We start from the raw sequence: 14,821 nt of genomic DNA, 5'->3' as shown, positions 1-14,821 counted from the left end.
GCGTGTAGTTATAGTGGGCTATAACCGGAAGCCTTTCGGTTTCTTGGATAGCGTGTCATTCTTCTTTCTGACGGATTGCATTTGCTCATCAGCCATGCGCTTCTGCAAATACTCGTTCAGGTCTTTGCATCCGCAGTAGATTTGTGAAGCGTCCCGTATATGCCGGGTGCTGTCGTATTCCTTGCGGATTTGCCGCAAGGCTTCCATTCCTGCACGGTCATTGTCAAAAAAGCAGTGGATGCGCTCATAGCTCCCCAACGGGTAGAGTGCCTTGGAAACATTGGCGACAGAGTTCAGCACCATGTAATCCTGCCTGTCGAAATCGGGGCATTGCGGACAGCTTTCGAGCCGCAGGGTCAGAAATGAGAGATAGTCCATAAATCCCTCAAAAACGTAACAGGTGTCCTTCGGTTCTCCTTGCTGCCGTATGTGGGTGATGTCTTTCGGCGCGATACAGCCCTTGAAATATCGGTTGCGTATCTCATAGCCGCCCAATATGTTCGGAAACGCAACGGCGAAGTACCGCTTGCCGTTGTGCGTAAACCGTGCCTCCCTGCATTCTCTTTTCGCCAGTGCCGGATTGATACCCCTTTCCTGCAAATAAGCGAGCAAGGCAGGGGAAGAAAGCGGCACGATTTCCAACTGCTGGAAACTTGGCTCCGTAAAGGACTGCTTGCGAAAAGAGAAAGAGACGGGGCGCACGTGCGGTGCCTGTTCCTCTATGCGTTTCAGAAGGTACGGCACACTGTCCGTTGCATAGAGGCGCGAAGCCAGTGCGATGATGTTGCCGCCCTTGCCGAGTGCAAAATCATACCATTGGTTCCGCTCGGTGTTCACCTTGAACGATGCTTCGGTTTCTTCCCTGAACGGCGATTTGTACCAAAGATTGATGCCCTGCCGCTTCACCGGGCTATATCCCAAGCTGTGAAGATACTCTTCCAGCCTGATTTGTTTTGCTGTCTGTATATCCATAAATGATTGTCTTTATCGCTTATTGCTTGTTTTTCTTTTCGCCAGTACCTTTTCATATAGGTTACTGGCTGTATAACCACTTCACTTTATTGTCGTATATATAGAATACGGCTTAAAGTGAAGCGGTTTGATGCTACCCTGCAACCACTTCGCTTTATCCTAATATATAGACCCCAAGAATAAAGTGAAGTGATTGCGATGATTGGGCTAATAGTGGAAATCCGGTTCGTACCTGTACTTCCTGCCGTTTTCCTGTACTATCATCCGCTTGCTCTTTAACACTGTGATGAGTTTGACCAGCTTGTTGTCGCTCAACGGAACGCCTACCAAGGCATACGATTCTTTCAGTGCTTTGCCCAGTTCCTTATACCCGTACTCGTCCTGCAACGAGAATGCGGCTTCCAGTGCTATCCGGTGCTGCTGCTCGGAAATGTCCTTGTAGGCATCAAACTTCCCGCCTTGGGGTCTGCCGGGTGTTTTGGCTTCTGTCTGGTAGTCCTCCATCAGTTCGGGCAATGCCCTTTCGTTTATGCGGAAGGCAAACGGCTCGAAGTCCATCGCACGGATGTGCATGGCGGAAACCTTGCTTATGTCCCCGTTGCTCTTGTCCTTTTCAACGAGCAGCACGGTTTCAGCCTTGTTGTTCAGCTCCGTGCCGATATGTCCCCTTGCGTTCTCATCCCCCTTGTTCTGATGGAGTATCGTGTGGATATGTATCTGCCTGTCGTCCGTCCACTGCATCAGCTTTGATATGATGCGTGTCGATTCACTGGGGCTGTTGATGTCATATACCATGTCACGGATTCCGTCTATTATCACCAGACCAAGGTTCGGCGTATGGTAGATTGCCTGTTCGACAATCCTTATGCGCTGCTCCGGCGTGTATTTCCGCAAGGCAAGGAACTCAAGGTTTTCGTTGTCCCTGTCATCGGGCAGTCCTGCCATGCGCATGATGCGTTCCATCACATTCAGGCAGTGGTGGGGGCTTTGCTCCGTATCCACGTAAAGCACTTTCCGCTTGGCTTCGGGAAGTTCAGCCGCATACCTGAGCACCGTTCCGTTCTTCAATGCCGCAGCCACGATAGCCGACACATTGAATGTCTTCTTGCTTTTGGCTTTGCCGATGGATGCGCTGAAATTTCCCAACGTGCCGATAACGGAACCTTTCACACTGAGGATTTCAGGGGCTTTCTCGTATTTTCCCGACAGGCTCAGCCGTGAGGCTTGCCAGAGGATTACCGCCTGTTCGTCCGATATTTCCCGGATGTCTTTCATATAGTCCATAGTGATTCCTCCCGTTACTTGCGTCCGCCTGTTTTCTTCCCTGCCAGTTCAAGGGCAAGTTCCGCGTCCACGATAATCTTGCGCCCTATCTGGGTGATGGCCTTGTCTATCTTTCCGCTTTTCTTTATGCGGTTGGCGGTAGGCAGGCTGCACCCGAACAGCTTGGCTATGCCGAGTATTCCGTACACATACTTCCTGCCTGTGTCCGTTACGGGCTGCGGCTGCGCTTCCGGCTGACCGGATGCGTGCCTGCTTAACATGATGAACTCTTCGCCTGTCATCTGCCAGACGGGTTTGGATAATAATTCTTGGATATTTGTCATAGTCCAATCTAATTAGTCGTTAAACAATCAGCCCTGCGCACTGGCTGTTATTTCTGTTCTCGAACGATGCAAAATTAGGTATGGTTATGGGTGGTAAGGATGGGGACGGTATAATCCGAATATCGCTGTATCTTATTGAATATCAGAAAATAAAAATACCACTCAAAAATTAATTTGAGTGGTAAAAGTGGAACTTTCGTAAAGAATCAGGATATATCACGGATTATCTGAATATATGTTCCATTTCCTTGGCGAAATTCTGGTTGCTGTCACTGGGGAAATCTGAAACAGGCTCCTTGTACTTGGATTTGTAGTAGCTGTCGTCAATATCCAGCAGTTTCAGTATTCCGGCTTTCCATTTGTCCCTGTCCTGTTTGGGGAGCTTTTCGCTCATGAGGAATATCAGATAACATACACGTATCTTCTCTCTCGGTTTGGTTTTCAGCTTGCAGTTGCAGGGGTGCAGGTTCATGTTGGCATAGAAATCCGGTGCGGAAATTTCTTCGAACTGTTCTCCCACACATACCTCATGAATGAGCGAAAGTAATTTCATGCTGAAGTATTCGTGTCGTTCCGTTGTTGTTTCCTGCTGGCTGACCGGTTTGCCCGGCTCGTCCTGTCGTTTCCCGTCAGGAATGTATTTCTTCAATATATCCAGAAAAAGGCAACTTTGACGGTACATGTCCTCACAACGGTTCTTCATATATTGGAATGCCTCTTTCCTTGCTGCCTTTTGCTGGTCATAGAGTTCATTCAGTTTGGCTCTTTCCTTGTCATATTCAGCCTTGCAGCGTTCATATTCTTTTTCAGCCTGTTTTTCCTCTTCGGCAGTATGTTCCCTGTAGCCAATGGAATCATACCTGTTGTTGGCTTCATTCAGCGGCTTGCTTAGGCTCCTTGTTACATCCTGTTGGGCTTCAATTTCAAGGGAATACCTTTCCATGTGTTGATAGCAAGCACGCTCTACGGCACTATCACTTATTGGGTGTGTTTCATAAGCCTGTATGCTCTTTTCTATTTCGGTTTTCAGGCTGTTGAGTATCAAGGTGTATTGTTCTTTTTGCCTGTCAAGCACCAGTTCAAGGATGGCGGCTTCAAAAGATTTTGTGTCACTATACTGCTGACAGAAATCCGAAATGAATTTCTGCCTGACAAAAGAGAAAGAATGATTGTCTATGTAATCTCTGTATATTCTGTTGAGCTCTCCATATAGGGGAATCATCGTCTGTATCTTTCCTGCCATATGATTTAATTTAATACCCTCTGAACTTATGTAGTTCAGTACTTAATTCTTCGTTATTTTTAATGAACTCTAACAGAATTTCTTTAGTTATTACATATTGATTGTTTTTCTTATCTTTAGTTGCAAGTTTTTGTTCATCATCCTTATCTGTTATTTGGAAACTATGTATTATCCTATTTCTTTGAGTTACCAGTTGGTTAAATAAAGTCGCAATCTTAGAACCGGCTTTATTTGTTATTGTATCTGAAATAGGCTTCGATAGATTTCCTGATGTTCTGTCCATTAAATCATACCAATTATAATTAGCTCCGTCATCCTCTCTTAGGATATTCTCTATGATAAATGCATTATTGGAATTAAAAACACATAATGCACTGCCTAATAACTCCCTATATTCTTTGGATGGCAGGGATTGTCTTGTATAATCTTCGTACATAAGTAATATATTTAGAGTTGGTTAAACTTGTTCATCGCATTAGCTTTAATATCATCAGCTATGTCAATGTAAGGTTTCATGGCTTTATAATCACTATGTCCCGTCCATTTCATGACTACCTGAGCCGGAATTCCGAGAGCCAAGGCATTACAGATGAAAGTCCTTCTTCCGGCGTGAGTACTTAACAGTGCGTATTTGGGTGCCACTTCATCTATACGCTCATTTCCTTTATAATATGTTTCCCTTACAGGCTCGTTGATTTCGGCAAGCTCGCCCAACTCTTTTAGATAATCATTCATTTTCTGATTGCTGATGACTGGCAATGCCATGTTGTTCTCAAAGTGAATGTCCTTGTATTTTTCAAGTATGGCTTTGCTGTATTTGTTCAGTTCAATGTTTAGGCTGTCTGCCGTTTTGACGGTAGTAACTTCTATGTGGTCGGATTTGACATCACTTCGCTTCAAGTTACGGACATCTGAATACCTTAGACTTGTGAAACAACAGAACAGGAAAACATCCCTGACACGTTCCAGATATTGTTTGTCTTTGGGTATCTGATAATCTTTCAATCTATTCAATTCGTCCCATGTCAGAAAGATTACCTTCTTTGAGGTGGTTTTCAATTTCGGTTTAAATGTATCGTATGCAATGTTTTGATTATATCCCTTTTTGAAGCTCCATCGCAGGAACCATTTGAGAAATCCTATCTGTTTGCCGATGGTACTGTTTCTCATGTCTTTTTTGTCACGCAGGAAGTTTACATACTCGTTTAGTCCGAACTCATCGAAATACTCAAAAGTCACATCTTCTTTGAACTCTTTCAGGTGATTTTTTACGGCTGCAAATTTTTCGTATGTGGATTCTGTCCAGTTGTTCTGATTGCCACATTCCTTGACAAACTCATCAAATATCTCCCAAAAACTTATTTTAGTATCTTCCTGCTGCTCCTCGTTGTTATTTTTCATTTTCAGATTGAACGCATCTTTTAACTGTTGGGTGGTCGGCATGGTTTCCTGTACCTCAAATTCTTTGAATACGTTTTGAATTTCGGCATAGTATCTTAGCAAATCCGCATTGATTTCGGATGCGCTTTGCTTTAATTTATTGGTACATCCGTTCTTTACACGCTGCTTGTCTGCATCCCACTTGGCTATATCAATGCGGTAGCCGGTTGTAAACTCGATGCGATGGCTTGCGTATATGACACGCATACGGATGGGTACGTTCTCCACGATTGGAACGCCGTTCTTTTTGCGGCTTTCAGGTGCAAAAATGATGTTTCGTTTGATGTTCATGACTGGGTGTATTTGAAATTCTGCACCCAAATATACACCCAAAAATTGAAATAGCAAGCGATATCCAATAATATTTAGATTTAATTATGATTGTAATAAGCTGGTTATTAATAGACATTTGCGATTATGTGATATTTTGAGATAGCACAGGTTCGAGAGCCTCTCTCTCCGCGAAAAAACAATCAAATAATGAGAGAGTTAGCACACAAAGGCTGACTCTCTTTTTACATTTTAAGGTATTCGAATCATCCCATCCCTCGGCTCACATACAAAATTAGAGATTACCAGACGTTATAATGTATTCTATCCTCAACCCGAATTTCTTTCTGTTTACAAATATGTGCATTCTCCGCCGCATAACCGATAGCAAGAAAACAAGTGAACTCGTATTCTTCGGGGGCATTGACAAGGTGTTTCACGTATTCCGGTTCGTTGCCGATAGGAATACGGAACGCACACGCCAATCCCTCCGCAGTTGCTGCCAGTAGAATGTTTTCCACTGCTGCCCATGCCGAGGCAAAATAATTCAGAGAACTTTGGTCTGCCGGATGACACAGAGGATAATCCTTTTGCCGGAAAAACGGCAAAACAAGGCAATTGCTTTGCATAAGCATACGTTGTTGTTTGGGCAGCGCATCAACAAACATGGCATGTTCATCCTTATCCATCACGCTCGCGGCTGCTTCAAGCCCGCTTTGCTGAATGTTTTTGGTGTTTTCTTCTACCGGCGATACAAGTCGAGCAATGTTTTCCTGCCCTCTCACCACTATGAACTCAAACTGTCGCAGGTGATCGTTCGTCGGGGCCTTAAAAGCTGCCGATAACACTTTTTCCAACACGTCGTCCGTTACTTCCTTATCGGAAAAGTCACGAATCGTTCTTCTTTTCTCCAATACTTGATAAAAATCCATAACAATATATTTTAATAGTTCAACTTACTGATTCCGGATACAAAGTTACGTCGCCTTATTGTTGAAAATTTGTCATATTATCTTGAATATTTGTTGTATATTTGCATTACACTATTTTACATACATTATGGAAGAAATGATCATCCCTTACGAATTACCTGAAGTAAAGAATCATTCATTCTTTTTTATAGACCAACGGATAACTCCTCACTTAGAAGCTAAATTGCATCAACACGACGCATGGGAACTATATTATGTCATACACGGGCATGGCACCCGAATGGCTGGTGACACGTTACAAGCTTTTTCGGCAGGCGATGTGGCATTGATTCCACCATCCATGCATCACTATTGGAAATACGATCCTGCATCGGCAGGCAGCGACGGGTGCATCCATTACCTCATGGTTGCTTTTAACCACTCTCTTGTAGCGAGATGCATGGAGGTATTTCCTGAATTGCGAAACCGCTTGATAAACCTTACATTCCCAGTTAATGCATTAAAATTTGGCCCGGAAAGCTCTCGTGTTATTCGCAAAATGTTATCACAAATGAACGACATGGATGATTTAGGACGATTGTGTGGAATGTTTCGTTTATTACCTGTCATTTTCAATTCATCCGATCATATTTTTGCAGGTAAACCCATGCAAATTGAACGTGACGTGAGGCGAATGCAACAAATTTGTACCTACGTGATGGCTCATTATGTTCATACGATCACTTTGGATGAAATTGCCGCCGAAATAGGAATGAACCGTTCTGCATTTTGCTCTTACTTCAAGCGATGCAAAGGAATGACATTCTCACAATTTGTTACCCAATACCGTTTGAATACAGCTTGCGAACTTCTAAAACACTCGCAGAAACAGGTATCGGAGATCTGTTTTGCAGTAGGGTTTAATGACGTCCCACATTTCAATAGAGTTTTTAAAGAATCACAAGGAATAACACCCAAAGAATACAGGAAACGAAACACCTAATTAAGCCTATTTCCCTTGAGAGATACTTAACTGGAAATTTAAAATTAACGGGGTTTAGTATCTCTTTCCCCGGGGTTATCCATGTCCGTCACATACCGGCAGGGCGACTATTGGGCGACTGTTAGGCGCCATCGCCCGATTGTCGCCCGATTGTCGCCCGATCATCGCCGCCATTTTAACAGATGGGAAACAAAAATAACATACTCGAATAACCCGTCAACCAAACCAATAACGAGGCTATTCACGTTCAAGAATAATATTTTGGGGCATTATATCCCCGGTAAACGGCTGGGATAAGGGATACATCACCTATTTCGGTACTTCCAAGCCCGCCGGAACCATCTCTTCGCAACTTCTTGACAATAAACACATCATCTGGTGCAAGAAATTAAAAAACACCGATATATTCCCAGTTTTATCCGGTCTTTTTCCTAACGGAAGGGACAAATATGCTTTATTACATCGAACTCACGTTAGAATATGAAAAAAAAGTAACTTCTCCCCCACTTCTCGGCAGGATTACCTATATTTCTCTTCTACAATAAATTCTTACTTCCTTTTCTTTTCCGTCTTCGCCAACTTTTCATACTCTTTTATTCTCCGCTCACACACTTGCTTGGTAACCTCTTCAAACTTTTCAACCTTCACCATCAAGTCTTCAACATCTTCCCGGCTTACTTTAAATTCCGGATTATAACGAGCTTCGATGTAAGAACACACAAGTATTTTAAATAATCGTTCTTCTTCTTCATCCCCAACAGGAAAAACTCGAATCAGTTCGGGAGCATATCCACGTGAAGCCTTGAAAAGCTCTTCCAAATTATGCTCCTTATCATTCTTGAGAGTGAATGTTAGCATAATCGCGTTGAACAAATTTTCACAAGCTTGATGTAAATTAAAAGAAGACATGACATATTCTTCCTTATCATACATAAAAACAGCTTGCTCCATAAAAAGTCTGGCTTTAGCGTATTTTTCTCCAAAATATTCTTCCCCTTGTTTCTTTATTTCCCCAAACTTCAACGGTTTTCGCCTCGCCAGTTTATTTTTCCCACGGTTATAAAGCATTATCCCATCACGTTTCAATTCAGTATAAAAATAACGACTGTATTTCAAATCCTCGTTTACTTTCTTAATACTGTCATGGATAAACTGCACGGGAACCCGGTAACGATGATCTCCCCGTTTATCATAGATATTACGGACACTTGCTAACTTATTTTCAATTTTATCATAGCTCCACGCACTGTTAATGACCAATATATCATAATCACTTTTGAAAGAAGTAGGTATACCAAATTCCTCGCGTTCGTCATAACTCACGTAAGTACCACGGGCGTAACTTCCATAGAGGATAATCATCTCGCACACCGGGATTTTATCCAGAATCAACTCAACAAGATATTTCAAGTCTTCCCGGTTTTTCTTGGGCAGGAAAGCGATTGACTTTTTCATAAATAGCTATTTATTACAAGAGCAAATGTAACATTTTTTCTCCTAGAAAGCTCCAGACAAAAAAAATACCCCTCGAAATCATACGATTAAGAGGGGTATTTGTACCCAAGACAAGACTCGAACTTGCACAGCCGTACGGCCACTAGTCCCTGAAACTAGCGTGTCTACCGATTCCACCACTTGGGCATGATTTCAAAGACCGAGAAGAAAAAACCTTGCAACTTCCCTGCTGCAAGGCCCCTCTTCATGTTTGTTGTCCCACAAGGATTCGAACCTTGACTGACAGAACCAAAATCTGCTGTGCTACCATTACACAATGGGACAATCTTCATGTCGCTTCAACAACCGCTGTTGTTATTTTGACGCTGCAAATGTAGAGCATTTTTTTATTTCACCAAAAGAAAATGCAGAAAAATTAAAAGAAAATTGCTATTTTCGTGCTGTCGAAAAATGACATTTTTGTTATAGCCTTGAATATTAATAAGAAATATAAATTCAAACTAAGGAGAAGCATGTGCAACATTAAAAATCACCCAACATTAAGCTACAGGTTGATCAATAATGTCACCGGATGGGTGGCGTTCGTGGTGGCCAGTATTACTTACATTCTTACGGTCGAACCAACAGCCAGCCTTTGGGACTGTGGTGAGTTTATTACAACTTCAGTCGGACTGCAAGTAGGACACCCTCCCGGAGCGCCTCTATTCATGATTATCTCACGACTATTCGCCATATTCGCACCAAGTCCCGAAACCCAATCCTACATGATCAACATCATGTCGGCTCTATGTTCCGGGTTCACGATCTTGTTCCTGTTCTGGACGATCACGCATTTGGCTAAAAAAGTCGTGGTAAAAGAAGGGGAAGAATGTTCTATGGGACAATTGTGCGGGATCATGGGAGCCGGACTTGTTGGGGCATTAACCTACACGTTCACAGACACGTTTTGGTTTTCAGCTGTCGAGGGTGAAGTTTATGCCATGTCGTCCTTGATCACGGCCGTCGTGTTCTGGGCAATTTTGAAATGGGAAAATGTTGCTTTTCAACCTTATGCCAATCGTTGGTTAATCTTTATCGCCTACATGGTCGGATTGTCCATCGGCGTTCACTTGTTGAACTTGCTGGTAATCCCTGCCATTGTATTCATATATTATTTCAAAAAATACGAAACCACCAAGTGGGGTATTATCAAATCAGCGGCCCTTTCTATCGTCATACTGGGCGTGATCATGTGGGGTATTATCCCGGGCGTGATTATCGTTGCAGGCTGGTTTGAATTGCTGTTCGTGAATGGCTTTGGAATGCCTTTTAACACGGGTGTTGTCATCTACGCGTTACTCTTAATCGCCGGGCTGACTTTCGGAATCCGGTACACGTTAAAACACAACCACACGGTTGTGAACACGATCTTAACCTGTTTCGTGGTCATGCTTATCGGGTACTCCTGCTACGCGATGGTCGTTATCCGTTCCGTAAGTAATCCCCCGATTGACGAAAATAGCCCGGACAACGTGTTCGCACTGCTTTCTTATATCAGTCGTGATCAATACGGCCAAGAACCATTGGTTTACGGCCCTTACTTCAATGCCCCGGTTATTGGCGTAGAGGATGCCGGACCTATTTATTACCAAAACGAAAAAACGGGTAAATATGATATTGTGGATCATAAAAAAGAAGTAAAATATGATCCTCGTTTCTGCACGATCCTCCCGCGTATGTATAGCCAAGCTCGTGAACCACAGGTATATTATGAGTGGGTGGGACAACCCAAAGGCCCCGTGTACATGGTGGACGGACAACCTGTTCAGAAACCAAGTTTCGGACAAAACCTAAGTTTCATGTTCCGTTACCAACTCGGACACATGTATTTCAGGTACTTCATGTGGAACTTCTCCGGGCGTCAGAATGATATTCAAGGACATGGAGATTTCCGTTATGGTAACTGGATCTCGGGTATTCCTTTTATAGATAATATTCTGGTCGGTGATCAGAGCGTGATGCCGGACACGTTGAAACATGACAAGGCAAACAATAAATATTACATGCTTCCCTTTATCCTCGGGTTGCTGGGTATGTTCTATCAATATCAACGGGGAAAACAAGGGAAAAAAGATTTCTGGGTGGTTATGCTACTCTTCTTCTTCACGGGTATTGCCATCGTGCTTTACCTGAACCAATATCCGTATCAACCGCGGGAACGTGACTATGCCTATGCCGGATCGTTCTATGCCTTTGCTATCTGGATCGGTTTCGGGGTTCTCTACCTGTGGGATTTACTTCAGAAGAAGATGGATTCCCGCAACGCTGCTATTATCGTCACCGCTGTTTGCCTGTTCGCCGTTCCGGTAAATATGGCTGCACAAAACTGGGATGATCATGATCGTGGCGGACGTTATGCAACCATTGCTCATGCCAAGAACTACCTAAGCACGTGTGCCCCGAACGCTATCCTGTTCACTTACGGGGATAATGATACGTTCCCTCTATGGTACGCACAAGAAGTGGAAGGTTTCCGTCGGGATGTACGTATCGTGAACCTAAGTTTGCTTGCCGGAGACTGGTACATTGATCAGATGAAACGGAAAGCCTACGAAAGTGACGGGGTGCCCATTTCTTTCACGAAAGACCAATACCATGCCGGAGTACGGGATTTTGTCACAATTGAAGAACGAGTGCAACAACCTTTCAGCATGAAAGAAGTCATGGAATTTGTTGCCAGCGACAGACCGGAAACCAAATCCAACCGTTACCAAGGAGGTGCCGTGGACTTCATCCCGACACGCAGCCTGTATATCCCCGTGGATAAGAAAAAAGTACTGGCAAACGGAACCGTACAACCCAAAGATTCCGCGTTAATTGTAGACAGAGTAGAAATTCAATTAAAAGGTAGCTCTTTGAACAAATCACAATTAATGGTGCTGGATATATTAGCTACCAACAACTGGGAACGTCCTGTATACTTCGGAGTAGGTATGGGACAAGACAGTTACATGGGTTTCGATAAGTATTTCCAACTGGAAGGAGCTGCTTACCGGGTTGTACCTATTAAGTCAGAAAACAACGAGGCTTATTATGATTTCGGACGTATCAACACGGAAATCCTGTATGATAACCTGATGAATAAATTCGTTTGGGGAAATATCAAGGACCCGAAAGTAAATATCGATCATTTCCATGATAACACCATTGCCGTGATGAAATACCGGAACACCTTCTTGCGTTTAGCAGAACAATTAATGCAAGAGGCCGCCACGGAAACACGGGTTATCGGGGACACGATTATCAATGAAATCACAGATTCGAGCAAAATTCAAGAGGCTGTCAGAGTGCTGGATAAATCTCTGGAAGAAATTCCGTTATATCAAGTTCCGGCTGACTTCTTCTTGTTAAATTACATCTCGATCTACTATGCTGCCGGCGAGAAAGAGAAGGGGAACGATCTGGCATGGGCACTGGCTCTTGATAACGCTCAAATGTTGAGATATATCGGATCACTTTCTCAGAATCGCAGAAAAGCATTAGAAAATGACGAGAGAAGAAGTATGCAGGCGTTACAAATGCTCGTCGACATGGCCAGAAGAAACGGGGAAAATGCCTTTGCCCAAGAAATTCAGGACATGGTGGAAAGCACGTTAAGCGGACGGCCTGTAACCAGCAAGCGGGTAAACAAAAACTTCCCGATGGTTAGTCAAGATAAGTGAGATAACATATACGAATCATTCGTCCCTTCGTATGGAGGGACGAATTTTATTTATAAACTTAATACACAATGATCACAATAGACCATATCAAAGAATTGGCAGAGCGAGGTGAAGCATTGAGGAGGTATCTTTGACATCGATGGCAAGAAGATACAACTCGCTGAAGAAGAGTTAAGAACACAAAACCCGTCCCTATGGGATAATCCCAAGGAGGCAGAGACCTTGATGAAGAAAGTCCGGGAATTGAAATCTTGGATCGAGGGTTACGAACAGGTGACCTCAGCCGTGGGGGATTTACAGGTACTTTTCGATTTCGCCAAAGAGGGAGAAGCAACCGAGGAAGAAGTGGACGCCCAATACCAAGAGACCATACGAGTACTGGAAGACATCGAGATGCGTAACATGCTGCGCCGGGAAGAAGATCACTTCGGAGCCATCATGAAAATCAATTCCGGAGCCGGAGGTACGGAAAGTATGGACTGGGCCAGTATGCTGTACCGGATGTATATCCGCTGGGGAGAATTAAACGGTTACAAGGTAAAACACGTGGATTACCAGGAAGGTGAAGAGGCCGGTATCAAATCAGCTACTCTCGAATTCGAGGGAGACTACGCTTACGGGTATCTGAAATCAGAAAACGGTGTTCACCGATTGGTTCGTTTATCGCCATATAACGCGGCCAATAAACGAATGACATCTTTTGCATCCGTGTTCGTTTATCCCGCCGTGGATGACACGATCGAGATCACGATCAATCCTGCAGACATCAGTTGGGACACCTTCCGAAGTGGTGGTGCGGGTGGTCAGAACGTAAACAAGGTGGAAACCGGAGTCCGGTTACGCCACGCTCCTACCGGAATCATGATCGAGAACACGGAATCACGTTCACAGTTGCAAAACCGTGAAAATGCCATGCGTTTATTGAAAGCCCAATTGTACGAACTGGAATTACAAAAGCGTCAGGAAGAACGGGATAAAGTGGAAGGAACGAAAAAAAAGATCGAGTGGGGGTCACAAATCCGCAGTTATGTATTCGACGACCGCCGGGTGAAAGATCATCGTACCAACTACCAGACATCAAACGTACAGGCAGTTATGGACGGAGAGATCAACGAGTTCATTAAAGCCTACTTGATGATGTTCGGTGGCGGAGAAGAATAAAAGCAATCAATTTATGATTTATGAATTACGATTTACGAAAAGAAAAAGCGTTGCTTTGTGGGAGGGAATCTAAAATCATAAATCTAAAATCTAAAATGAATAGATGGACTTAAACTTTAATAGTTGCAAGATATTGATCGTCGGGGACGTGATGCTTGACAAATACTATTTCGGAAAGGTGGAACGTATTTCCCCGGAAGCTCCAGTTCCGATAGTAAACATCGTGACCGAAGAATCCCGTTTAGGCGGGGCCTCGAACGTGGCCAACAACATCACAAGTCTTGGTGGGCAGGCCACGTTATGCGGGGCTATCGGCTATGACTTTTTCGGGAAAGAGATTGAACGTATGGCTCACCGGAAAGGGATCAAAACCGATTTTGTCAAAACCGAGCAACCCACGATCACGAAAGCGCGCATCATCGGTGGAAGGCAACAGATTGTCCGTATAGATTACGAGCAACATTTGGAACTTTCTGAAAAAGCAAGAGAAGATATTCAAACCCATCTTGCCTCGCTCTTCCAAGAGTTCCCTACCCTTGTTATTTCTGATTATGGAAAAGGCATGATCTCGGAAGAATTATGTTCGTTTTTGATAAAAACGGCAAAATCACATGGAACCCGTGTTATCGTGGACCCGAAAGGGCAAAACTGGAAGAAATATGCAGGGGCAGACTTGATTACTCCTAATGTAAAAGAATTAGGTGACATTATTGGCCACCCGGTGAAAAATAACGACCAAGATATTGCCATGGCAGCCTTGGAAATCGTTCATCACTACGGTTTATCGGCATTACTTGTCACCCGGAGCGAACAAGGGATGAGCTTGATTTCCGATCAAAATATTTTGCATCTCCCCACACATTCTCAAGAAGTATTTGATGTAAGTGGAGCCGGAGACACGGTTGTGGCGGCCCTTTCACTAGCCTTAACCCAAGGTCAGGAAATCACGGAAGCCATGCGCATCGCGAACGTGGCAGCCGGAATTGTTGTTCAGAAAATCGGGACAGCAACTCTCAGCGTAGAAGAATTAAACGCAAATCTATAAGAAAAAAGGCTGT

Annotated in this window: 12 protein-coding genes and 2 tRNA genes; 4 read left to right on the top strand and 10 right to left on the bottom strand. The window is 43.7% G+C overall.

The window, feature by feature from the left end:
- Positions 1-18: 18 nt before the first annotated feature.
- The 7 genes from QVC79_RS13410 to QVC79_RS13380 all read right to left on the bottom strand — a co-directional run bounded on the left by QVC79_RS13410 (position 19) and on the right by QVC79_RS13380 (position 6,464).
- Entirely contained in the window at positions 19-972 is a 954-nt protein-coding gene (locus QVC79_RS13410) for a DUF8464 domain-containing protein (protein WP_195203782.1), read from the bottom strand.
- Positions 973-1,179: 207 nt separating this feature from the next.
- Entirely contained in the window at positions 1,180-2,256 is a 1,077-nt protein-coding gene (locus tag QVC79_RS13405) for an AAA family ATPase (protein ID WP_057325941.1), read from the bottom strand.
- A 14-nt stretch (positions 2,257-2,270) separates the two neighbouring features.
- Positions 2,271-2,579, bottom strand: coding sequence for a DUF3853 family protein (locus tag QVC79_RS13400; RefSeq protein WP_008145895.1), 309 nt, complete (start codon positions 2,577-2,579; stop codon positions 2,271-2,273).
- A gap of 223 nt (positions 2,580-2,802) precedes the next feature.
- Positions 2,803-3,822 carry a hypothetical protein gene (locus QVC79_RS13395; RefSeq protein WP_287642498.1) on the bottom strand — a complete coding sequence of 340 codons (1,020 nt, stop codon included), beginning with the start codon at positions 3,820-3,822 and terminating at the stop codon, positions 2,803-2,805.
- 10 nt (positions 3,823-3,832) lie between these two features.
- Positions 3,833-4,258: a hypothetical protein gene (locus tag QVC79_RS13390; RefSeq protein ID WP_057325943.1), complete on the bottom strand. Its 426-nt coding sequence runs from the start codon at positions 4,256-4,258 to the stop codon at positions 3,833-3,835.
- An 11-nt stretch (positions 4,259-4,269) separates the two neighbouring features.
- Entirely contained in the window at positions 4,270-5,553 is a 1,284-nt protein-coding gene (locus QVC79_RS13385; protein WP_287642497.1) for a site-specific integrase, read from the bottom strand.
- A gap of 281 nt (positions 5,554-5,834) precedes the next feature.
- Positions 5,835-6,464, bottom strand: a complete 630-nt coding sequence (locus tag QVC79_RS13380; RefSeq protein ID WP_270592837.1) for a nitroreductase family protein — start codon at positions 6,462-6,464, stop codon at positions 5,835-5,837.
- Positions 6,465-6,591: 127 nt separating this feature from the next.
- Between QVC79_RS13380 and QVC79_RS13375 the strand changes: the two genes are divergently transcribed.
- Positions 6,592-7,446, top strand: a complete 855-nt coding sequence (locus tag QVC79_RS13375) for an AraC family transcriptional regulator (RefSeq protein WP_270592836.1) — start codon at positions 6,592-6,594, stop codon at positions 7,444-7,446.
- 549 nt (positions 7,447-7,995) lie between these two features.
- On the opposite strand, the gene QVC79_RS13370 is transcribed toward QVC79_RS13375, so the two are convergent.
- The 3 genes from QVC79_RS13370 to QVC79_RS13360 all read right to left on the bottom strand — a co-directional run bounded on the left by QVC79_RS13370 (position 7,996) and on the right by QVC79_RS13360 (position 9,225).
- Complete coding sequence (locus QVC79_RS13370) at positions 7,996-8,901, bottom strand: HEPN domain-containing protein (protein ID WP_270592834.1); 906 nt, start codon at positions 8,899-8,901, stop codon at positions 7,996-7,998.
- A gap of 102 nt (positions 8,902-9,003) precedes the next feature.
- Positions 9,004-9,087: transfer RNA gene (locus QVC79_RS13365), tRNA-Leu, on the bottom strand.
- 67 nt (positions 9,088-9,154) lie between these two features.
- Positions 9,155-9,225: transfer RNA gene (locus tag QVC79_RS13360), tRNA-Gln, on the bottom strand.
- 188 nt (positions 9,226-9,413) lie between these two features.
- Here QVC79_RS13360 and QVC79_RS13355 point away from each other — a divergent pair.
- The 3 genes from QVC79_RS13355 to rfaE1 all read left to right on the top strand — a co-directional run bounded on the left by QVC79_RS13355 (position 9,414) and on the right by rfaE1 (position 14,808).
- Positions 9,414-12,602, top strand: a complete 3,189-nt coding sequence (locus QVC79_RS13355) for a glycosyltransferase family 117 protein (protein ID WP_270592832.1) — start codon at positions 9,414-9,416, stop codon at positions 12,600-12,602.
- Between the two features lie 68 nt (positions 12,603-12,670).
- A protein-coding gene (prfB, locus tag QVC79_RS13350) for a peptide chain release factor 2 (protein WP_270592831.1) occupies positions 12,671-13,763 on the top strand; the annotation gives its coding sequence in 2 pieces (ribosomal slippage) (positions 12,671-12,733 and positions 12,735-13,763; 1,092 coding nt in all).
- Positions 13,764-13,866: 103 nt separating this feature from the next.
- A complete protein-coding gene (gene rfaE1 / locus QVC79_RS13345) occupies positions 13,867-14,808 on the top strand; it encodes a D-glycero-beta-D-manno-heptose-7-phosphate kinase (RefSeq protein ID WP_270592830.1) in 942 nt (313 codons plus the stop codon).
- Positions 14,809-14,821 lie beyond the last annotated feature (13 nt).

Origin of the sequence: Butyricimonas sp., assembly GCF_019423355.1 — a bacterium.
GTDB classification, from domain to species: Bacteria; Bacteroidota; Bacteroidia; order Bacteroidales; family Marinifilaceae; genus Butyricimonas; species Butyricimonas faecihominis.
This window is presented reverse-complemented; position numbering and strand designations above follow the sequence as displayed.